This is a genomic window from Mesorhizobium japonicum MAFF 303099, from assembly GCF_000009625.1.
GTDB classification, from domain to species: domain Bacteria; phylum Pseudomonadota; class Alphaproteobacteria; order Rhizobiales; family Rhizobiaceae; genus Mesorhizobium; species Mesorhizobium japonicum.
Genome location: NC_002678.2, coordinates 2,714,948 through 2,736,277, shown reverse-complemented (window position 1 = coordinate 2,736,277; position 21,330 = coordinate 2,714,948). Strand labels below are relative to the sequence as shown.

The following is a 21,330-nucleotide window of genomic DNA, read 5'->3' as shown; positions in this document are numbered from 1 at the left end:
CCTCCCGGTCCGCCCGGGGGGAGCCCGCACCGGGTCCCTCGCCAATCGAGACCCGTTTGAAGGCGCCGCGGAGTATCCATGACCTCGACATCACCAGCCCAGCCTGCCGAGAAGCACGTCGCCCCTCAGGCCGATCATGGCGATCCGGCCCGAAGCCTGGTCGCTCATATCGCCGAAGGGCGCGCCTGGCTGTTCCTGGCCGGACTGCTCATCTGTTTCGAGGTCTGGTCGCGGCTCGCCTTCGGCGCGACCTTCGTGCTCAATCCGTTCAACCTGCAGTCCATCGCCATCTTCGCCGTGGCGCCGCTGCTGCTGGCGACCGGCCAGACCTTCGTCATCATTTCGGGCGGCATCGATCTGTCGCTCGGCTTTATCATGGGCCTGGCTGCCGTCATCGCCGCGCATGCCACCAACATGGCGGGCGCCGCCATTCCCCTGCCGCTGGCCATGCTGGCCGGCATCCTTGCCTCGGTGATCGTTGCCGGCGTGCCGGGCGTCATCAACGGCCTGCTGATCTCGCGGCTCAAAGTGCCGCCTTTCATCGGCACGCTCGGCATGTTCGGCGTTGCGCGCGGTGCCGCCTTCCTGCTTGCCGGCGGCACCACCGTGCCGGTGCAGAATTCCTGGTTCGCGCTGCTCGGCAACGGCAAGTTCTATGGCGTGCCCTATCTGGTGCTGATCACCGTGGTTTTCGTCATCGCCATGCACTACCTGCTCAGCCAGACCCGGTTCGGCCAGCACAACTACGCCATCGGCGCCAATGTGCAGGCGGCGCGGCGGGCCGGCATCGACATCAGGGGCCACATATTGCGGCTCTATGTGCTGTCGGCGATGTGCGCCGGCCTCGGCGGCGCGCTCTATGCCGCGCGCTTCACGGCGGGCGCCGCACAGGCCGGCGAACCCCTGCTGCTCGACAGCGTGGCGGCGGTGGTGATCGGCGGCGCCAGCCTGTTCGGCGGCTCCGGCACCATCTTCGGCACGGTCGCTGGCGCGCTGGTGATCGCGGTCATCCAGTACGGGCTGGTCTTCGTCAATGTCGAGCCGTTCTGGCAATTCATCGCCGTCGGCGTCGTCATCATCATTTCCGTCCTTATCGACCAGGCGCAGCGCCGGTTCAGTGGAGCCCGTCAGGATGAATAGCACCAATCACAACGCGCCCCTGCTGGAAGTCCGCAATCTCTCCAAGCACTTCGGCGCCGTGCGTGCGCTCAACGACTTCTCCATGGCCGTGCGGCCGGGCGAAGTGGTGGCACTGGCCGGCGACAACGGTGCCGGCAAGACGACGCTGATCAAGGCGATATCGGGCGTGTTCCAGCCGACCGGTGGCGAGATCCTGCTGCGGGGCCAGCCGGTGACGTTCGCGACGCCGCAGGAGGCGCGCGAGAAGGGCATCGAGACGATCTACCAGGATCTGGCTCTGGCCGACAATCTGTCGATCGGCGCCAACATCTTCCTTGGCCGCGAACCGATGCGCAAGGCGTTCGGCTTCCTGCCGGTGCTCGATCGCAAGGCCATGGCAGAGGCGGCCAAGGCGACGATGGGGCGGTTGGACTTCCATGTCAGCCGGCTCGAGGCTCCGGTCAGCAATTTCTCCGGCGGCCAGCGCCAGGCTGTCGCCATCGGCCGCGCCGTCTATTGGGATGCGCAGATCCTGATAATGGACGAGCCGACCGCCGCCCTCGGCGTGCCGGAGCAGCGCAAGGTGATCTCGCTGATCCACCAGCTCAAGGCGCAAGGACGCGGCGTGATCTTCATTTCGCACAATCTGCAGGACATCTTTGCCGTCTCGGACCGCATCGTCGTGCTGCGGCGTGGCATCCAGGCCGGCGAGCGCAAGATTTCCGAGACCAACCATGACGAGGTCGTCAAGCTGATGGTCGGCGGCTAAGGTGTGAATTACCTAGCCGGCATCGCGGTTGGTCAGCGCGATGTGACAGCAGCCGGAGCCGTGGCCGGGCGTCCAGGTGACATTGTCGAAGCGCACGCCGGTCGCCTCGAACAGGCCGCGGTCGAAGGCGCCGGCGATGCGGCAGAGCGTGGCGAGCTTTTCGTCGCCGACGCCGGCCTCGACCCAGGCGTCCTTCAGCGGGCAGCGCTTGACCTTGAAGGCGATGCGGTCATCGCCGCGTTCGACGTCGGTCGGATACATCAGGCCGCCATCCGGGCTGACCGCCAGGAAGGCTTCGCCGATGGCGCGCGCATCGTTGGCGCCGAAGCTGGCGAAGGCGGCTGCCGCCACTTCCTTGCCGCGCTGCTCGATGGCGCGGATCATGATCGCCTCCGCCTTGTCAGAACCCAGCTCTTCGGTCAGTTCCTCGAGGAACAGGCGGTAGAGATCGGCGCGGTTGCGGAAGGCGGAATCGAGTTCACGCGACAGCTTTTCGGCTCTGGCTTCGGGGTCGGTCATGATGGATCCTGTAGGGTTCTGTCGAGCCTCGGTGCGGCCGCCACTAGGGCCTTGCCGATGGCCGATTGCGGTGCGTCGATGACGACACGGGCACCGCCGTTCTCGGCGATCCGTCCGGCATCGAGAAGGATGACGCGGTGGGCGACGGCGCGCACGACGCCGAGATCATGGGAAATGAAGAGATAGGTGATCCGTTCCTGCCTTTGCAGGTCGAGCAAAAGGTCGAGGATCTGACCTCGCACCGAGACGTCGAGCGCCGAGACCGCTTCGTCGAGCACGATCAGCGATGGTTTTGTGGCGATGGCGCGGGCGATGGCAACGCGCTGCCGCTGGCCGCCGGAGATTTCATGGATGGCACGGGGCGCGAGATCGGCCGCCAGCCCCACACGCTCGAGCAAGGCGGCGATGCGGCGTGGCCGCTCTGCGCGGGAGGCGATACCGTGGATGCGCAAGGGATCGTCGAGGACGCGCGCCACGGTGGCGCGCGGGTTGAAGGCGGCAAGAGGATCCTGGAACACCGTTTGCAGACGCGCGCGTCGTGCCCTGAGCGCAGCGCCACTCAAGGCCAGGAAATCATCGCCTTCGAATTCGATGCGACCGGCGTCTGGCTCGATCAGGCGCAGCACCAGCCGCGCGATCGTCGACTTGCCGCTGCCGGAGGGGCCGGCCAATGCCAGTGTTTCGCCGGGGTCCATGTGAAAAGAGACATCGTCGACGGCGGTTACGGCTTTGCCGCCGCGATGGTAGCGTTTGGTGAGGTTGGACACCGCGAGCAGGCTCATGCGGGGAGCCCGGCCTGGTCCAGCAATGGCGCGGCGTCGAGGCCGATATGGGCGTCGAGCAGCGTGCGTGTGTAGGGCTGGGTCGGGGCGCCGACAATCCGCGCCGTCGTGCCAAGTTCGACGAGTTGGCCATGGCGAAACACGGCGATACGCTCGGCGAGTTCGGCCGCCAGCGCAATGTCATGGCTGATGAACAGCAGCGTCATGCCGTCCTCGGCCACCAACTGGCGGATCAAGGCGACGATCTCTGCCTGCACGATGGTGTCGAGCGCGCTGGTCGCCTCGTCGGCGATCAACAGTTTCGGCCCCGCAGCTATTGCCGCGGCAATCGCCACGCGCTGCTTCTGGCCGCCGGAGAGCTGATGCGGGAAGGCGTGCAGGGCCGAGTCGGGGTCGGGAAGGCGGACGCGTTCGAGCAAGGCTTTTGCTTTTGCGTATGCCTGTGGCCAGTTGAGGCCGAGATGGGTGCGGGCGACTTCGGCGATCTGTTTGCCGATGGCCATCACGGGATCGAGGCTGGCGGATGGGTCCTGGAAGACGAAGCCGATGTCGTGGCCTAGGAGGGGAGGTTGGCTCGGTTTGGCGAAGGATTTTTGAGGGTTGCGCTCTACGAGGGGTGCCTTGGCACCCAACGTTGACGATGGGTTTATGAACCAATCGACATGCCCCTCAACCCTGGCACTCGCTGGCAGCAACCCCGCAATCGCCAGCGCTAGCGTACTCTTGCCGGAGCCGCTTTCGCCGATGATGGCCAGACGCTCGCCAGCCACGATGTCGAGGTTGATGTTCTTCAGCGCCGCCACCGCGGTGCCGTCGCGGCGATAGGTCACCGTCAGGTCGCGGATCGAAGCGAGCGCGCTCACGACAGGCCTCTCCTGACGGCCGTCGTCTCGACAATGCCTTCGCCGGCGAGATAGACGCCGAGCACGGTCAGAACCAGCGCGATGCCCGGGACGATCGACAGGAAGGGGGCGGTGCGCAGCACGGCGCGACCCTCGGCGATCATCCCGCCCCAGGTGACACGGTTGGGGTCGCCGAGGCCGAGGAAGGATAGCGCCGCCTCGGTGAGGATTGCGGCTGCGACGATCACCGAGGACATTGCCAGCACTGGCGGCAAGGCGTTGGGCAACACCTCGCGAAAGGCGATCTCGAGCGGGTGCATGCCGATGGCACGCGCACTGGCGACATAGTCGCGTTCGCGGATGGAGAGGACTTCGGCGCGGGCGATGCGGGCCGGGCCGGGCCAGGTGCCGAGCGCGATGGCAATGACGACGATGCCGAGCGATGGGCCGACGACGCTGACGAATGCCAGTGCCAGCAGGAAGCTCGGCACGGTCTGGAAAGCATCGGTGATGCGCATCAGCACCTCGTCGACGAGGCCGCCGGCAAAGCCGCCAAGCGTGCCGACCACCGAGCCGATGGCAAGTGCCGCCGCAGCAGCAGCAAGGCCGACAGCGAGCGAGGTGCGGGCGCCGTGAAAGAGTTCGGCCAGCACGTCGCGGCCGAGCCGATCGGTGCCGAGCGGCAGTGACCAGTCCTGGAACGGCGGCAGCAGCGCCGGGCCGGCGATGGCTTGCGGGTCACCGGGAAACAGCAGCGGCGCAATGAGCGCCATCGCAATCAGTGCTGCCAGCAGGATGGCGCCGGCGACCGCCTCGGGGGTGCGCAGGAAACGGTGGATCGGGCTCATGCGCCAGCCTCGCCGGTACCGACGCGCGGATCGAGGAAGGCATAGGCGATGTCGACCAGCAGGTTGATGACGACGACCAGGACGGCGCTGGTGAGGATGATGCCGAGCAGCAGAGGCGTGTCGCGCGAAGCCACCGCTTCCTGTGCCAGCCGGCCGAGACCCGGCACGGAAAAGACGCTCTCGATGACGACGCTGCCGCCAAGCATCTGCGCCGACTGCAGGCCGAGCATGGTGATGAGCGGCAGCAGCGCATTGCGGGCGACGTGGGCGAGCACGACGCGGCGGCGCGACAGCCCCCTGGCGCGGGCGGCGAGGACAAAATCCTGCCGCCAGGCCTCGGCCATGCCGGCGCGCATCATGCGCAGATAGAGCGCGAGGTAGATGAAGCCGAGTGCGGCCACCGGCAGGATGAGATGGATGGCGATGTCGGCGACGCGGTCGAGGCCGGTCTTGTCCGAGGCGAGCGTCTCGATGCCGCCGATCGGCAGCCAGCGCAAGTCGACGGCAAAGACGACGATCAGCACCAGGCCGAGCCAGAAACCCGGCACGGCATAGAGCGCCAACGAGCCGATCGACAGGAAGCGGTCGCGGGCGCTGCCGGGCCTGGCGCCGGCATAGATGCCGAGGGCGGAACCCAGACCGAAAGACAGCGCGGTGGCGCTGACCATCAGCAGCAGTGTGTTGGGCAACCGTTCGAGAATCACGTCGCGGATCGGCCTGGAGAAGGTCACCGACTGGCCGAGATCGAGATGCAGCAGCGCCCAGAGATAATTGGCAAGCCGCGTCAGTTCCGATTGGTCGAGGCCCCAGCGATGGCGCAGCAATTCGATCATGCCGGCGTCGCCGCCGGTCGAGACGATATAGGCGTCAACGGCATCGCCGGGGGCGGCTTCGAGCAGCAAGAACGTGCCGATGACAACGATCAGCAGCACGAAGACGCTGCCGACGAGACGGCGGCGGAGAAGGATGAGGGCGCGGGTCATGGCGAAACCGCACTAGGGCTAAGCCACAAGCGCCGAGTTCTACGGCGCCCCCTCTGTCCTGCCGGACATCTCCCCCACTTGGGGGGAGATCAGCCGTTGTTGCTGCCTTCGCCAATTTCCAACGCTGCAGGATTGAGCGAGGCGCAAGAACTGCCGATCTCCCCCCTTGTGGGGGAGATGTCCGGCAGGACAGAGGAGGGCGCGAAGGAACTCTCACCGTGGAAGCTGAGCACCCGACTACACGATGCGCAAGCCTTGGGAGTACACTAGCTGGCCAGATACGTGTCCGCCCAGTTCGACACCGCCCAGCGTGGATTGTTGGCGATATTGCCCACCGTATCGCGCGCGACGCTGATGAAACTCCATTCGGCGACGTTGATCAGCGGCAGGTCGGCCGCCACCTCCTTCTGGAACTCCTTGTAGAGGTCGGTGCGGGCCGATGTGTCGAGCGTCTCGGACGCCTTGGCGATCAGCGCGTCGAGAGCGTCGTTCTTGTAGCCGCCCTGGTTGGAGAACGGCACACCGTCGGGAATGCCGCTCTGCACCAGGATGGTGGTCGAGATCGCCGGGTCGCCACGGAACACCGGCGGGCCGACGGCGAGGTCGAAGGCGTGGTCGGTGTAGATGGCCTTGATGTGCGCGGCGGAGTCGTTGTTGACCAGCTGCGCGTCGATGCCGATGGCGGCGAGCGCCTGGCGCAGATAGTCGCCGAACTGCTTGGTCTCGTTGAAATAGGGCGCCGGCAAAAGTTTGAGCGAAAAGCGCTTGCCGTCAGCACCCTTCTTGTGGCCGGCCTCGTCGAGCAGCGCGTTGGCCTTGGCGACGTCGAAGGCATAGGTCGGGACATCGGCTGTGTAGAATTGCGGATCGTTCTTCGGCACTGGGCCGGTGGCGGTCGCGGCATAGCCGAGGAATACCGTCTTGACGACAAAGTCCTTGTCGATGGCATGCGCGATCGCCTGGCGCACTTTCAAATCGGCCAGTTCCTTACGGCGATGGTTGATCTCGACGACGAGCTGGTAGGTCAGCCCCTCATAACCCTTGGTGATCACCTTCAGGCCGGGCACCTTGGAGATGCGGTCGAGGTCGGCCAGCGGCACGGCGGAGAAGGCGGCAAGCTGGATCTCCTCGGCTTCCAGCGCGCTGGCCGCGGACGTGCGGTCGGGCAGCACCTGGTAGATGATCTCGTCGAGATAGGGCTCGTCCTTACCCCAGTAGTCGGCATTCTTCGTCAACCGGTAATACTGGCCGGCCTTGTACTCGCCGAACTTGAACGGGCCGGTGCCGATCGGCGCGGTGTTGGCCGGGTTGTCCTCGATCTTGCCGACCTCGTAGATGTGCTTCGGCACGACGCTGCTCAGCGCTGGCAGCGCATTGCGGATCAGCTGGAACGGCGTCGGCTTGGCGAATTTGAACACGGCGGTGAGATCGTCAGGCGTCTCGACGCTTGCCAGATCCTTGAACACGGTGCGGCCGAGATTTTGCAGCGGCTTCCAGATCTGCAGCGCCGAGAAGGCGACGTCGGCCGAGGTGAACGGCTTGCCATCATGCCATTTGACCCCGTCGCGCAGCTTGAACGTCGTCGACAACCCGTCGGCGGCACCTTCCCAACTCAGCGCCAGGCGCGGCGCGAGCCCATCCTTGCCATCGAAGGAGGCTTCGGCCAGCGTCTCGACGATCTTGCTGGAGATGAAGAAGACGCCGTTGGAGGCGACGATTGCCGGGTTGAGGTTGCGCGGTTCGGAATCGGCGGCGAGCACCAGCCGTCCACCCTTCTTCGGCGTCTGCGCCCAGCCCAATGTCGGCATGGCCGTGGAGGCCAGCAGCATCGCCGAGCCGGCAAGCATCTTGCGTCTGGAAATCGTGAAACCTGACATGATCGAACTCCGTCCTCTGCGCGACCCGATCGGCGCGACAACACCCCTCGGATGCCGGCATCGGCATCCTTGCGGCGGCGATTATGAGCCTTGCCGAGGGTTTCGCCAGAGACGGAATTGGCGCATCCTGGCTTGGCTTTGAAATTTTCGTCCGCTGGACCAGTTCAAGAGAACGGGTTCAATTCCATCTATCTGGTAGGACCAGATTTGGCGGATATGCGACGGATGACGAGTTGGTGACCGCCCGGCCGCGCTGTTGGCACATTTCTGGCTAGACCAGAGCGGGCAAAATGGTGCAGATTTGATCCATAGCCAAGGGATTGGAAGCGCAAACAGCATCGATCCCGGGCAAATTCAGGGAGAGAGAAGATGAACATTGCGCCGGGCAAGAATGCCGTCAGCAAAATCCCGTTCGACCAGGCAAGGGTCGACCGGCTGATGGAGGAGGCCGGCATCGATGTGCTGCTCGCGACTTCCAAGCACAACACGCAGTATCTGCTGGGTGGCTACAAATTCATCTTCTTCGCCGCCATGGATGCGATCGGCCACAGCCGTTACCTGCCCATCGTCGTCTACGAAAAAGGCGGACCGGAACACGCGGCCTATATCGGTAACCGCATGGAAGGCGGCGAGCACCAGAACAACCCGTTCTGGACGCCGACACTGCATGCCGCCTGCTGGGGCACGCTCGATGCCGCCAACCTGGCCGTCGAACATCTGCAAAAGTTCGGCAGAGCGAGTGCGCGCATCGGCATCGAGCCCGGCTTCCTGCCGTCGGACGCCTACACGCTGATCCGCAAGGCGTTGCCGGATGCCAAGCTGATCGACGCGACCGACATGCTGGAGCGCATGCGCGCCATCAAGACCAATGCGGAGTTGGAGAAGCTGCGCACCGCCTCCGAACTGATCACCGATTCCATGCTGGCAACCATTGCCTGGGCGCGCGAAGGCACGACCAAGGCCGAGATGATCGAGCAGCTGCGGCGCGAGGAGACCAATCGCGGCGCGCATTTCGAATACTGCCTGCTGACGCTGGGCTCCAGCCACAACCGCGCCGCCTCGCCGCAAGCGTGGAAGAAGGGCGAGGTGCTGTCGATCGATTCCGGCGGCAATTATCACGGCTATATCGGCGACCTCTGCCGCATGGGCATTCTCGGCGAACCGGATGCCGAACTCGAGGACCTGCTGGCCGAAGTCGAAACCGTGCAGCAGGCGGCGTTCTCCAAGGTGAAAGCCGGCACGCTGGGTGGAGACATGATTTCGCACGCCGAGGGTGTGCTGAAGAAATCCAAGGTCGCGCCCTATACGGATTTCTTCGCGCACGGCATGGGCCTGATCACGCATGAGGCGCCGTTCCTGATGACGAACCACCCGGTGGCCTATGAAGGTACCTATGCCGCCAAGCCGCTGGAGAAGAACATGGTGCTGTCGGTCGAGACGACCATGCTTCATCCGACGCGCGGCTTCATCAAGCTGGAGGACACGGTTGCGGTGACCGAGACTGGCTACGTGATGTTTGGAGATCGGGGTCGGGGGTGGAACAGGGGCGGGGCGTAATAGACGCTGGTTTGATCGCCTGAGCATTCACCAAGATGGATCAGGAACCGCCAAGGCAAATCTTTCTCGACGCATGTTGCGAGATTTCTTCTCGGCTTGAATCTGTTGGATTTCGCTTTGCAAAAAGCGGTCCTCATGCAAGTCGCCGCGCCGGCGACTGGACATTCAGAATCTCCTTTCAGTCAAACTATCTGAATGTCAGCGGAGAGTATGTCGAACTCGTCGTGCATGCGTCGGTCTACAACAAGGCAATAAGGGAATGGGATGAACGCAACGGCTGGCCGGCCAATGGCAGCGATTGGATAGCCGGAGGACACCTCGGAAATTTGCGAACCCCGTATCACTGGCGGACATGGAACATCGCAAACCCGCTTACTCGTCAGGCTGAAATCGCGAACATCGTTGCCAACGTTCAGACGACTGTCCTGCCGTTCTTTGAGCGTTTTGGTGCTCCACGCGAACTGGCTGAAGAGCTCGCGCATTCTGAAGTTCCAGGTTTCATGTTCCCACAAAATGCTGTTCGATTTGTATTCTGGCAGCTTGGTCCGGAGGCAGCGGAAAACTGTATGTCTTATTGGGTCGCGCGCTTACCTTCACCGGATGTCTTCCGATCTGAGCGCGACGTCCCCACTCTGCGGGATAGGCTCGCTGCGGGGAGCGATGCCAACAACCTAGCAAGGGTCGCTCGTACGATGAAGATCGGCCTCAGCCTCTGACGTTAGTCCTGCCCCGCCGGCAGCAACCGGAAATCCGGCAGGTCGCGCAGAGCCAATTCCGGGCCGGCGGGGGAGTAGACAACGAAAAGCCGCATCGGCCCGTCGCCCGTATTCAGCGTCGAATGAAAACGGCTCTCCGGCACATAGATGGTGCAGCCGGGGCCGACTTTCGCGACCACCGGATTGCCCTTCTCGTCCTCGACCATCTGCTCGCCATGGCCGGAGATGACGAAGATGATTTCCTCGGCGCCCGGATGGTTATGGCGGGAGTGGCCCTGGCCCGACGGCAGGTCGACGACACCGCCGGAAAAGCGGGTGGCGCCATTCACTTCCGGAGCGACTGTCAGAGCCAGCCTGCCCCAGTCGAAGCCGAAGGCGCTGACGTCCTTCGGGTAGACAAACACCTTGCTCTTGTCGGTCATCGTCTCATCCCTTCTTTTTCTTCATGGTCGCTTCGCCCAGTTTGACGGCCTTGAAATCGGCTGTCTGCCTGGCGATCGCCGTTTCTGCCGGCAGCCGCTCCATCGAGCTCGCGCCATAGAAGCCATGCAGGCCCTTGCAGCGGTCGAGAATGTAACGGGCGTCGTCCGGCATCGAGATCGGCCCGCCATGGCAAAGCAAGATGACGTCCTTGCGCACCGAGCGGGCGGCATCAGCGATGGCGTCGATCGCGGTCACGCAATCGTCGAGCGATTTGGCCGAGGTGGCGCCGATCGAGCCGCCGGTCGTCACACCCATATGGGCGACCACGATGTCGGCGCCGGCTTTGGTCATGGCGCGCGCCTCGTTTGGATTGAAGACATAGGGCGTGGTCAAGAGGTCGAGCTTGTGCGCCTCGGCGATCATGTCGACCTCGAGCCCGAAGCCCATGCCGGTTTCCTCGAAACTTTGCCGCATGCTGCCGTCGAACAGGCCGATGGTCGGAAAATTCTGCACGCCGGAAAAGCCCATTGTCTTCAGTTCAGCAAGCAGCAGCGGCATGATGACGAAGGGGTCGGTGCCGTTGACGCCGGCCAGCACCGGCGTGTGCCTGACCACCGGCAGCACCTCATAGGCCATTTCCTTGACGATCTCATTGGCATTGCCATAGGCGAGCAGACCGGCGGCCGAGCCGCGCCCAGCCATGCGGTAGCGGCCGGAATTGTAGATGATGATCAGGTCGATGCCGCCGGCCTCCTCGGCCTTGGCCGACAGGCCGGTGCCGGCGCCGCCGCCGACGATCGGCACGCCCTTGTCGATCATTCCCCGGAATTTCTTCAGTATGTCCTTGCGCGGTATTGCAGGCATATTTTTGGACCTCAGTGTCTGGCGATGTCGAGAAAAGCCGCGACAGCCTTGGCGAATTCGGGGTCGTTGATGTGCAGCGGCAAGCGCGTGACGCGACGATTGGCATTCGGCTTGATCGTGCGCTCGATGGCTTCGAACAGGACGGCGTCGGCCTCTCGATCGAAGAAGGTGCCGCCCTCGATGTCGAGCGCCGAGACGCCTTTTTCCGGGATCAGGAAATGCACCGGCCCATCGCAGAGGGCGAGCCTGGTGCCGATCCACTCGCCGATCGCGCGGCATTCGTCCGCGCTTGTGCGCATCAGCGTGACGTTGGGATTGTGCTCGTAGAATAGCCGTCCGCGATAGCGTTCCGGAACGGTGGAAGGCGCCCAGAAGTTGACCATGTCGAGCGCGCCGACCGAGCCGACATAGGGCAGGCCGGTGCGGGCGATCGCGCCGAAACGGTCCTCCGTCGCCGGCAGCACGCCGCCAAGCAGGAGGTCGCAGACTTCGGTCGTGGTGATGTCGATGACGCCGGACAGCAGGCCGCTGTCGGCCAGCTTCTCCATGCTGCGGCCGCCGGTGCCGGTGGCGTGGAAGACCATGCAGTCATAGGTCGAGCGAAGCGCGTCGGCGATAGTGGTCACGCAAGGCGTGGTGACGCCGAACATGGTGAGGCCGATCGACGGTTTGCCGTCGGGCGGCGGCGCCGGCCTTGCCGCCATGCCTGCTATCGCCTGGGCGGCGTTGTGCAACACGACGCGGGAGAGCCGGTTCAGCCCGGCCATGTCGGTCACCGACGGCATCATGATGATGTCGGAGACATCGACATAGGGAGCCGTGTCGCCTGAGGCGAGCGTCGAGACCATGATTTTCGGCAGGCCGAGCGGCAGGGCGCGCATGCCCGATGTGACGATCGAGGTGCCGCCGCCGCCGCCAATGCCGATCATGGCGGCGATGTCGTTTCGCGATTGCGCAAAGCGGGCGAAGGCAACGCCCATGGCGGCGACCGCGGCGCCACGGTCATTGCCGCCGAGCACGGCGTCACGGCCGCCGGGGTGGTGGCCGGCAATGTCGTTCGCGCTGATGTCGACGGGTATTGTTGCGTCGCGCGTTCCGACATCGACGCGGGAAACGGCGGCACCCGTTGCAGCGATCGCATCGGCCAGGAAGGCGAGTTCCTCGCCCTTGGTGTCGGCGGTGCCCACCACATAGATGCGCTTCATTGCGTTCCCCAATCCAGGCAGGCGCGATGCGTCTGCCGCTCATTGCCCGGCCGTTCGACGATGCGAAGGTCATTGCAAATTTTTGAGACGCGCGTATCGTATTGATATGGATGTCTCACGTCAACAATCCACGGCGAGCGACGACGCCGGCCAAGGGCCGAACCCGCGAGTAGAGCGTGGGGCTCGCGCGCGTACTAGGCGGCTGATGCTGGAGACAGCGACAAGGCTGATGCAGGCCGGCGCAACGCCCTCGGTCAGCGAGGTCGCGGAAGCAGCGGAAGTCTCGCGCGCCACGGCCTATCGCTATTTCCCCAGCCAGACAGCCCTGGTCCACGCGGTGGTCGACGAAGGGCTAGGCCCGATACTCGAGTGGCGATCCGATTCGTCCGATGCCGAACGCCGCGTGGGGGAGTTGATAGACAGCGCGATGCCGCGCATCGAGGCCTTCGAGGCAACGTTCAAGGCAGCGCTGAAATTGTCGCTGGACCAATGGGCGCGCGGGCAGGCAGGCACGCTGGGCGGCGAGCCACCCTTCACCCGTGGCCATCGCATGGACCTGCTGGAGGATGCGCTTGCGCCACTGAGGGGCGAGCTGCCGCCGCGCGAATTCGAGCGCCTGGCGCAGGCGCTGTCGTTGATTTTCGGCGTCGAACTGCTGATTGTGCTGAAGGACATCTGGGGCCTGGACAGCGGCAAGACCCTGGCCGTCGCCCGGTGGGCGGCCTCAGCGCTGGTGCGCCAGGCGCGACTCCGGACGCCATCCTGACCAGGGGTGGTGGCGGCGTGAGTTGGGCATGGAGGAGGGCTGGACGAAGGCGGATGCAGGATATGAGACTTCTCCCGACGCGGACCGGATTGGGGGGTCGTCGAGGGCAATCCGGGGCGGTCGCCGCGGTAGCTCGGAGCGAATCTGGTTCGACCAGATTTGAAGGTCGGCGATTTCAGTGATTTTGGGGATTGGCGTTTTGCGAACGGGATGAAGGTGGAGAATTGCCAAAAATGAAGGAAATACCAACATATAGCGGACGTTTTCAGCTTGTTTTGGTGACGGCAAATTTTAAGAAAGCGCTTGACGAGCATCTTAAATTGGTAATACCAGATTAGGAAAGAAAAGGCGGATCGGGAATGACAGCCGCAGTCCATTTCGGCAGGGCGAGGAGGATCACACGGATGGTGCGTGTTCCGTCCGCACGAGGTGGCGCATCGTGACGCAGACGTCGCCTCGCGCCAGTGCCGGCAAGGGGATTGCGCTGCGCCTCGATGGGCTCAGCAAAGCCTATGGATCCGTGCGCGCCATCAACGACCTGAGCTTCGCCGTCGACGAAGGCCGCTTCTTCGTACTCTTCGGGCCGAGCTCGGTTGGCAAGACGACGACGCTGCGCACTATCGCCGGCCTCGTCCAGGCCGACTCCGGCACGCTTGAGATCGGCGGCCGCGACATGACCCATGCGCCGATCGCCGGCCGCGGCATCTCGATGGTCTTCCAGTCTTTCGCGCTTTACCCCCACCTCACGGTCTACGACAATCTCGCCTATCCGCTGCGCGAGGAGAAAGCCGCGCGCGCCGAGATCGACAAGCGGGTGAAAGAGACCGCCGAGATCCTGAAGCTGACACACCGCCTGAAGGCCAAGCCGGCAACCCTGTCCGGCGGAGAGCAGCAGCGCGTCGCGCTCGGCCGCTCCCTGATCCGCCGGCCAAAGATTCTTCTCCTCGATGAGCCGCTCACCAATCTCGACGCCAAGCTTCGGCACGAGACGCGCGCCGAGCTGAAGCGGCTGCACCGCCAGTTCGGGATGACGGTGATCTATGCCACGCCCGACGAGCTCGAGGCTCTCTCGATGGGCGAGACGATCGCCGTCATGCGCGATGGCGGCATCGTCCAGATCGGCACGCCGGACGAGCTTTACGAGCAGCCGATCCATACCTATGTCGCCAGCAAGATCGGCTCGCCGCACATGAATCTGTTCACGGCCTCGGTGCGCGCCGACACCAGGTCTTTCGACACGCCGCTCGGGACTCTGGTTCCGGCGACGGCGCCAAAGACTGCCGATGCCGGCGAGGCCGCGCTGATCGGCATTCGCCCGAGCGACATTCGGCTCGCCGCCAAGGGCGAAGCCGGGGTTGCCTCGAAGGTGCATCTGGTCGAGCCGCTCGGCGACATCACGATCGTCTCGGTCGAGGCCGGCGGCGAGATGTTGCGCATGGTGCTGCCGGAAGCGATCGCCGCCAGCATCAGGACCGGCGATTCGGCATCGATCGCCATCGATAACAGGAAAATCCACGTCTTCCGCGCCGTGAGCGGCCAGGCAATGACCTGACGCGAACGGCGAGAAGCAATCCGGTTAACCAAGGGAGGAAACGCGAATGACGGCGATGACCAAAGTGAAAAGGCTAGCGACAGCCGCAAGCTTCGCTGCCGCGCTACTGGTGGGAGGCGTGACCTATGCCTCTGCCGAAGAAGTGACGTTGACGATGGCGGTGCCGGATTGGCCCCCGACCCGCATTATGAAGAAGTTCTTCGACGAGCAGTACAAGCCCAAGTCTGGCAATACCGTGAAGCTCGATGTCGACTTCATTCCGTGGCCGGATTTCTACACCCGCGTCAACGCCTCGTTGACCTCGGGCGAAAAGAAGTACAACTTCATCGTGTCGGACTCGCAGTGGCTGGGCGCCTTCGTCGAAGGCGGCTACTTCCGCAAGATCAACGATCTCATCGATGCCGACCCGGAACTCAAGGCGGCGATGGAGTCGATGCATCCCGCCGTGCTCAACGCCTACTCGACCTATCCCAACAGCACGCCGAACTACTACGGCTTCCCGCAGTTCCCGGACGTGCTGGTCACCTACGGCCGCAAGGACGTGCTCTGCAACGACGACGAGCAGGCCGCCTTCAAGGCGAAGTACAATGAGAAGCTGCCCTGCACCGGCGAAGAAATCGACGCCATGGACTGGAACACGTTCGAGCATGTTGGCGAATTCTTCCAGCGCAAGAAGGGCGACAAGCTCGCCGGCCAGGTGCTGGATGACGATTTCTACGGCATCGCCTATCAGGCAGGCAAAGGCTACGACTTCTCGACGAGCTCGGTCCACACGTTCGTCTGGGAGCATGGCGGCGGCATCTGGGATGAAACCAAGGCCCCGACCGGACATGCCGAAGGCGTCGTAAACTCCCCGAAGTCCATCGAGGGCATGGAGCATTTCCTCAAATTGCTGAAGTACATGCCGCCGGTGGTCAAGACGGGCACCATGGACATCTTCGTCTCGGACCAGTTGTTCCGTGAAGGCAAGGTGGCCATGAACATCGACTGGATCGGTCTCGGCGAAGCCTCGCTCGATCCCAAGACGTCGAAGGTTGCCGACAAGCTGGTGTTCGGATTGGCGCCAGGCCTGCGCGGCCCCGACGGAAAGGTGAATCGTACGTCACAGATCGGCGGACAGCCTTTCGTTCTCACCACCTGGACGACGCCTGAGCAAATCAAGGAAGCGGTGGGCTTCGTGAAGTGGTGGCTCTCGCCCGATATCCAGCACCAGTTCGCCGCCGCCGGCGGCCAGTCCGCGATCAAGTCGGTCTACAGCGATCCGAAATACGTGACCTATCGTCCGTGGGACCGCGCCTGGGCGAACTCGCTCGACTGGCAGAAGGACATGTGGCACGTGCCGCAGTTCTTCGAACTGCTCACCCAGCAGCAGGACCAGTACGACCTAGCCATCACTGGCAAGCAGGACGCCAAGACCACCCTGGATAACATCGCCAAGTTCCAGGAGGACCTCCTGAAGAACGCTGGCCTTATCCAGTAACCTTCCGACATAGCTGCGGGGAGCGGGCAAAGCCGCTCCCCATCATTGCCACGCCAGGCGCTCCATATTTCGGACTCCCATGACCGCTGTTTCAAGCACGCTGCTGACACCACGCCTTACCGCGGTTGTTGCCCACAACTGGAAACTCGCCATCGCTGTCGCTGTCGTCGTGTCGGCCATATCAATGGCGGGCTTGCCGGCGGCTGTCTCCTTCTGGGTGGTGGGCGCCGCGGCGGCGTTGGTCGCGGCCGCATTTACCGTCAACGCGTATCGCCGCCACTACTTCGGCGCCCTGCTGGTCGCTCCGGCAATCGCCGTTCTGTTTGTGATGAATATCTTCCCCCTGCTGTGGTCGCTGGGCCTTTCGTTCTTCGCCTACCAGGCAAACCAGCAGACGATCCGCTTCGTCGGACTCGGGAACTACGTCCGGATCCTTACCAACGATCTCGCTGCTCACGCGACTTGGGGCGCGCTGATCAATACCGCCATGTTCGTCGTGTTCACCGTCTCCGCGCAGATGATCGTCGGCTTTCTGCTGGCCATCCTGTTCGCCAAGCAATTTCCGCTGCGCAAGTATTTGTTGATCCTGGTGCTGACACCGATGATGCTTTCGGTTGTCGCCTCTGGCGTGTTCTTCACCTACTACTATGACCCGACATTCGGGATTCTCAGCTACGTCATCAATTCGATCTCCGGCAACCAGTTCATCCTGATGAGCAACAAAGTCGGTGCCGTGGCGGGAATCGTTTTCGCCGACGCATGGATGTGGTCGCCCTTCGTCATGCTCCTTGTGCTGGCGGGCCTCGTCTCGGTGCCGAAATACCTTTACGAGGCCGCTGCCATCGACCGTATTTCCAGCTGGCGGCAATTCTGGATGATCACCTTCCCCTACATCCGCGGCCTTCTGATGTTGGCCCTTCTCTTCCGCACCATCGAGGCATTCAAGCTGGCGGATCTCGTCATCCTCCTCACCAAGGGCGGCAACGACACACTGACGATCTCCTATCACTTGATCCGCATCGCCAACGAGCAGAACAAGACGAGTGAGGGCGCGGCGATCTCCTATCTGATGCTGTTCATGGTGATCGTTCTCACCAACCTCTACCTGTACCTCGCAAACCGCCGTACGAAGGGAGCCTGACCCGTGGCCGAATCGATATTGGGAAAGCTCGGCTTCGGCAGGGCCAGCGGAGTAGACAAGGCCGGCTGGGGGCGGACGCTCGCCGTGGCCATCGTCGCCTTTATCTATTTTCTGCCGGTGCTGTTCATCATATTCACCGCCTTCAAACCGCAGGGCGACGCGCTCCTGGTGCCTCCGACGCTGTCGCCCACGTCGCTGTTCGGCTTGATTCCGGACCATTTTGTGTTCAAGCCCACGCTCGAAAATTTTGGGTCCGTCTTTTCCCGCTCGATGACGCCGGACGGTGCCCCGGAAGCGACAGGATTCGACCGTTATTTCTTCAACTCGATCTTCATCGCCTCGGCGTCGGTGCTGCTGGCGCTGGTCATCGGCACCCTGGCGGCCTTCGGCTTCTCGCGCTATCCGCTGAAAGGCAATGACACCTACCTGTTCATCATCCTGACCACGCGCATGCTGCCGGCGATTGTGGTGATCATTCCGGTGATCCTGATGTTCCGCGTAGTGGGCCTGTCGGGCTCGTATCTCGGCATCATCATGCTCTACACCGCCTTCAACCTGGCCTTCACCATCTGGATGATGAAGAGCTTCTTCGATGAATTGTCGCCAGACGTCGAGGATGCCGCCCGCCTCGACGGATCGTCCGGAATGCGGGTGTTCTTCAAGATTTGCCTGCCCCAGGTCATTGCCGGGCTCGCCGCCACGTTCGTGTTCGGCCTGATCCTCACCTGGAACGAGTTCCTCTTCGCCCTGTTGCTCTCGGGGCCCGACACGAGAACGGTCCCGGTCGCCATGAACCAGGCCGTGTCGTCGGGTGGACGCGGCACCGACTGGACTTTGCTTGCCGCCATCGAAACCCTGTTCCTCGTCCCAGTCTTCCTGGTCACGTTCTTCTTGCAAAACCATCTGTTGCGCGGCGTTACCTTCGGCACCGTGAAGCGCTAAGATGTCAACCATCGAACTCCGCAAAGTCACCAAGCGTTTCGGCTCCTTCACCGCGGTCAAGGACGTTGACCTGTCGGTGGCCGCCGGTGAGGTCGTCTGCCTTCTCGGCCCGTCCGGATGTGGCAAGACGACGACCCTGCGCGTCATCGCCGGGTTGGAAAGCGTCACTGACGGCGAGGTCGTCATCGCCGGCAAGGTGATGAACAACCTGCCGCCCGAAAAGCGCGACATCGCCATGGTGTTCCAGTTCTACGCGCTCTACCCGTCGGCATCGGTCGGCGAGAACATCGCCTTCCCGCTCTATCATGACGGCATTTCCAGGGCTGAGCGGACTGCCCGCGTCAACCGCGTCGCCGCGATCCTCCACTTGGAGCACGTTCTCGACCGGCTGCCGAACCAGATATCCGAGGGCGAAAAGCAGCGGGCCGCCATGGCCCGCGCCATCGTCCGCGACCCCAATTGCTTCCTCTTCGACGAGCCCTTGTCGCGTCTCGATGTCGAACTGCGCCAGAGCATGCGTGGCCAGATCAAGGAAGTGCTGCAGGGCCTCTCCAAAGCGACCGTGATCGTGACCCATGACCAGCTCGAAGCGCTCACCATGGCCGACCGCATCGCCATCATGAAGGACGGCCTGATCGAGCAAATCGGCTCACCGCACGAGGTTTTTGCCAAGCCCGCCAATGCTTTCGTGGCGAGCTTCATCGGCACGCCGCAGATGAATCTTCTCGAGGCCGACCTCAAGACCTTCGCCGATGGCACGGCGGAGATGGCCGTGGCCGGCATTAATCTGGCGATCCGCACGGACGCGGCGGTCGCGCGCCTGCAGCCCGGCAAGGTGACGATCGGTGTCCGCCCCCGCGCCTTCACCGCGACCGATACGGGGGACCGTGGCACCATCTCCGCCCGGGCCGAGCTCATCGAGCCCATGGGCGCCGAAACCCTTATTCATGCCCGCACGGCGGCAGGCGCCGACATCCGCGTCGTGGTGACGAGAAGCCAGCGGGTCAAGGTCGGCGAGGCGCTGAATCTACGCCCCGATCCCAGGCAAACCCATGTCTTCGATGGGGCCGGAAAGGCAGTGCGGTCATGAGCGACAGTTCTTCCGGCATGAGCCGGGCCGGCGCGTACTGCCTCGAGGTCTTCATCATTGGCCTCGGCGTCATGGCGCTGGTGCTGATCTTCCAACCCTTTTCCATCGGCCTGTACGCGGTCGGCAGCGGTCTCGTGGTGCTTGCCGGGCTCATCAACAACCTGCTGCCGTTGGCCCAGCCGGGCGTCAAGGTGCGCAGTGTGGTGACCGTAGCGCTGGTCGTGGCGCTGGTCTTCTGCATTGTGCTGCTGGTTTCGATCACGGCGGCGCATCTCTACGGCGTCTTCTTCCTCAATCCACCGGACCCCAACACTCTCGCCGGCAAGGCGCAGCTCGCCACGCCGCCTTTCTACAAGCAGGCTTTCGTGTGGGAAATCGCCGCCGCGGCGGCGATTCTCGCGCTGGTCGTCACCGCTCTCAACAAGACAGCGCGATGATCAGCAGCTGACGCGAGCCGGCAGGTCGCGCTCGCGCCGGTCCGCGCCGGTCGGTGTGCGTCGCCCTCTCAACTCTCACGCCGTCATCCTCCGGCTTGACCGGAGGACCCGATGCCGAGATCAAGGACCGCGTCGACCGCGCCGCCCGCACGCTCAGGATCGAACATCTGCTCGACCGCAAGACCGATCGCCTGTCCGGTGGCGAGATGCAGCGCGTCTCGATCGGCCGCGCCATCGTGCGCAAGCCACGCGTGTTGCTGATGGACGAGCCGCTGTCGGCGCTCGATGCCAAATTGCGCGAGGCGCTGCGCGCGGAACTCAAGAACCTGCAAATGCAGCTCGGCGCCACCTTCCTGTTCGTTACCCACGACCAGATCGAGGCGATGTCGATGGGCGACAAGGTCGGCGTCTTGAACCACGGCCGCATCGTCCAGACCGGCACACCGCACGAGATCTACAACAATCCGCGCGACACCTATGTGGCGAGCTTCGTCGGCTCGCCGCCGATGAACCTCATCGACGGCAGGCTGGTGAATGGCCGCGCGGTGATGGCGCCGCTGAATTTCGAACTGCCCTTTTCAGGGGGAGCCAAGGCGAGTGGAGCGACCGACGGTCGCCCGCTCGTCTTCGGCATCCGTCCGGAAGACGTCTATCTCGAGAGCGGCGCGCCGATCGAAGCGCGTGTCCATGATGTCGAGAACCATGGCGTCGAAAAGATCCTGACGCTGCGCGTCGGCGACACGACGCTACGCGCCACCGTGCCGGCAAGGACCGATGTCGCCATCGAGCAGCCGGTGCGCTTTGCCTGGAACCCGGACAAGGTGGTGCTGTTCGACAAGGGCAGCGGTGTCAGCTTGCGTCACGCCGGATAGAGTGTCCGGTTACTTCGCCAAGTAGGTCTCGTAGGGCGTGTCGTTGATCAGCAGGATCACGCACTCCGTGTCGGACAGGCAGGCGTCGTCATGCATCTCATTGGCCTTCTGGGTCCAGTAGGATCCCGGAGGCAGTTCGACCTTGGTCGCCTCGCCGCCTTGCATCTGCCAGTGCGCCCACAACCCTTTTATGACCACCGCGCGGTAATCGGCGGTATGCGCGTGAACAGGAGCGCGCCAGTTGCCTGGGACTTTCAGCAGCGTTCCTGCAGGGCCTTTGGCCCTTTCGCCCCACAGCGGTCCGAGGCGCTGCGGCTGGTCTGGAGCCTCGGCGACATAGGGGATCTTGTTGGCCGGGATATAGCTGTCCTCAAGGGCGAAAGCCTGGCCCGAGACAACGAGCATGGTGGCGAGCGTCAGGACCTTCAGATGATTTGGCATGGCTTTTCTCCTTGAATCGGCTCGCTCACTGCTGGCAACGGCAAGCTATTGCATGCAGTCGGCCCGGCAATGACACGGCGTCCGGAAGACTTGGGATTTCATCCA

Annotated in this window: 21 protein-coding genes and 1 pseudogene; 12 read left to right on the top strand and 10 right to left on the bottom strand. The window is 63.5% G+C overall.

Annotated elements, in window-relative coordinates:
* Nucleotides 1-78 precede the first annotated feature (78 nt).
* Nucleotides 79-1,140: an ABC transporter permease subunit gene (locus MAFF_RS14365; protein ID WP_010911648.1), complete on the top strand. Its 1,062-nt coding sequence runs from the start codon at nt 79-81 to the stop codon at nt 1,138-1,140.
* Nucleotides 1,133-1,888 carry an ATP-binding cassette domain-containing protein gene (locus tag MAFF_RS14360; RefSeq protein ID WP_010911647.1) on the top strand — a complete coding sequence of 252 codons (756 nt, stop codon included), beginning with the start codon at nt 1,133-1,135 and terminating at the stop codon, nt 1,886-1,888. Before MAFF_RS14365 ends, MAFF_RS14360 begins: the two co-directional genes overlap by 8 nt.
* Before the next feature lie 12 nt (nt 1,889-1,900).
* Here the strand turns inward: MAFF_RS14360 and MAFF_RS14355 are convergent, their stop codons facing one another.
* From MAFF_RS14355 to MAFF_RS14330, 6 genes are all read right to left on the bottom strand, one after another.
* Nucleotides 1,901-2,407, bottom strand: coding sequence for an L-2-amino-thiazoline-4-carboxylic acid hydrolase (locus tag MAFF_RS14355; RefSeq protein ID WP_010911646.1), 507 nt, complete (start codon nt 2,405-2,407; stop codon nt 1,901-1,903).
* Nucleotides 2,404-3,189 (bottom strand): ABC transporter ATP-binding protein, encoded by a 786-nt coding sequence (locus MAFF_RS14350; protein WP_010911645.1) that lies wholly within the window; start codon nt 3,187-3,189, stop codon nt 2,404-2,406. Before MAFF_RS14350 ends, MAFF_RS14355 begins: the two co-directional genes overlap by 4 nt.
* Complete coding sequence (locus MAFF_RS14345) at nt 3,186-4,052, bottom strand: ABC transporter ATP-binding protein (protein ID WP_010911644.1); 867 nt, start codon at nt 4,050-4,052, stop codon at nt 3,186-3,188. Before MAFF_RS14345 ends, MAFF_RS14350 begins: the two co-directional genes overlap by 4 nt.
* Nucleotides 4,049-4,879 (bottom strand): ABC transporter permease, encoded by an 831-nt coding sequence (locus MAFF_RS14340; RefSeq protein ID WP_010911643.1) that lies wholly within the window; start codon nt 4,877-4,879, stop codon nt 4,049-4,051. Before MAFF_RS14340 ends, MAFF_RS14345 begins: the two co-directional genes overlap by 4 nt.
* The gene (locus MAFF_RS14335) at nt 4,876-5,862 is read right to left on the bottom strand and encodes an ABC transporter permease (RefSeq protein WP_010911642.1); all 987 of its coding nucleotides are present in this window, start codon (nt 5,860-5,862) and stop codon (nt 4,876-4,878) included. The genes MAFF_RS14340 and MAFF_RS14335 overlap by 4 nt, the downstream gene beginning before the upstream one ends.
* Before the next feature lie 266 nt (nt 5,863-6,128).
* Nucleotides 6,129-7,739, bottom strand: a complete 1,611-nt coding sequence (locus MAFF_RS14330) for an ABC transporter substrate-binding protein (protein WP_010911641.1) — start codon at nt 7,737-7,739, stop codon at nt 6,129-6,131.
* Between the two features lie 369 nt (nt 7,740-8,108).
* On the opposite strand from MAFF_RS14330, the gene MAFF_RS14325 reads away from it, so the two are divergent.
* Nucleotides 8,109-9,296, top strand: a complete 1,188-nt coding sequence (locus tag MAFF_RS14325; RefSeq protein WP_010911640.1) for a M24 family metallopeptidase — start codon at nt 8,109-8,111, stop codon at nt 9,294-9,296.
* 35 nt (nt 9,297-9,331) lie between these two features.
* Nucleotides 9,332-10,012, top strand: a complete 681-nt coding sequence (locus MAFF_RS39110; RefSeq protein ID WP_010911639.1) for a DUF4304 domain-containing protein — start codon at nt 9,332-9,334, stop codon at nt 10,010-10,012.
* Nucleotides 10,013-10,014: 2 nt separating this feature from the next.
* On the opposite strand, the gene MAFF_RS14315 is transcribed toward MAFF_RS39110, so the two are convergent.
* The 3 genes from MAFF_RS14315 to MAFF_RS14305 are packed head-to-tail and all read right to left on the bottom strand — an operon-like array spanning nt 10,015 to nt 12,504.
* A complete protein-coding gene (locus tag MAFF_RS14315; RefSeq protein WP_010911638.1) occupies nt 10,015-10,434 on the bottom strand; it encodes a cupin domain-containing protein in 420 nt (139 codons plus the stop codon).
* Between the two features lie 4 nt (nt 10,435-10,438).
* The gene (locus MAFF_RS14310) at nt 10,439-11,299 is read right to left on the bottom strand and encodes a phosphoenolpyruvate hydrolase family protein (protein WP_044548338.1); all 861 of its coding nucleotides are present in this window, start codon (nt 11,297-11,299) and stop codon (nt 10,439-10,441) included.
* Nucleotides 11,300-11,310: 11 nt separating this feature from the next.
* The gene (locus MAFF_RS14305; RefSeq protein ID WP_010911636.1) at nt 11,311-12,504 is read right to left on the bottom strand and encodes a Tm-1-like ATP-binding domain-containing protein; all 1,194 of its coding nucleotides are present in this window, start codon (nt 12,502-12,504) and stop codon (nt 11,311-11,313) included.
* Between the two features lie 106 nt (nt 12,505-12,610).
* On the opposite strand from MAFF_RS14305, the gene MAFF_RS14300 reads away from it, so the two are divergent.
* The 8 genes and pseudogenes from MAFF_RS14300 to MAFF_RS14265 all read left to right on the top strand — a co-directional run.
* A complete protein-coding gene (locus tag MAFF_RS14300; RefSeq protein ID WP_010911635.1) occupies nt 12,611-13,270 on the top strand; it encodes a TetR/AcrR family transcriptional regulator in 660 nt (219 codons plus the stop codon).
* Nucleotides 13,271-13,709: 439 nt separating this feature from the next.
* Nucleotides 13,710-14,822 (top strand): ABC transporter ATP-binding protein, encoded by a 1,113-nt coding sequence (locus MAFF_RS14295; RefSeq protein WP_010911634.1) that lies wholly within the window; start codon nt 13,710-13,712, stop codon nt 14,820-14,822.
* Between the two features lie 46 nt (nt 14,823-14,868).
* Nucleotides 14,869-16,302 carry an extracellular solute-binding protein gene (locus MAFF_RS14290; RefSeq protein ID WP_010911633.1) on the top strand — a complete coding sequence of 478 codons (1,434 nt, stop codon included), beginning with the start codon at nt 14,869-14,871 and terminating at the stop codon, nt 16,300-16,302.
* Between the two features lie 79 nt (nt 16,303-16,381).
* Complete coding sequence (locus MAFF_RS14285; RefSeq protein WP_010911632.1) at nt 16,382-17,443, top strand: carbohydrate ABC transporter permease; 1,062 nt, start codon at nt 16,382-16,384, stop codon at nt 17,441-17,443.
* A 3-nt stretch (nt 17,444-17,446) separates the two neighbouring features.
* A complete protein-coding gene (locus tag MAFF_RS14280; RefSeq protein ID WP_010911631.1) occupies nt 17,447-18,385 on the top strand; it encodes a carbohydrate ABC transporter permease in 939 nt (312 codons plus the stop codon).
* A gap of 1 nt (nt 18,386) precedes the next feature.
* Nucleotides 18,387-19,475, top strand: a complete 1,089-nt coding sequence (locus MAFF_RS14275) for an ABC transporter ATP-binding protein (protein WP_010911630.1) — start codon at nt 18,387-18,389, stop codon at nt 19,473-19,475.
* Nucleotides 19,472-19,912 carry a hypothetical protein gene (locus MAFF_RS14270; RefSeq protein WP_010911629.1) on the top strand — a complete coding sequence of 147 codons (441 nt, stop codon included), beginning with the start codon at nt 19,472-19,474 and terminating at the stop codon, nt 19,910-19,912. Before MAFF_RS14275 ends, MAFF_RS14270 begins: the two co-directional genes overlap by 4 nt.
* 113 nt (nt 19,913-20,025) lie before the next feature.
* Nucleotides 20,026-20,784, top strand: a pseudogene (locus MAFF_RS14265) (ABC transporter ATP-binding protein); the annotation flags it as partial.
* Nucleotides 20,785-20,793: 9 nt separating this feature from the next.
* Here the strand turns inward: MAFF_RS14265 and MAFF_RS14260 are convergent.
* Entirely contained in the window at nt 20,794-21,225 is a 432-nt protein-coding gene (locus tag MAFF_RS14260) for a DUF4437 domain-containing protein (RefSeq protein ID WP_010911627.1), read from the bottom strand.
* Between the last annotated feature and the right edge of the window lie 105 nt (nt 21,226-21,330).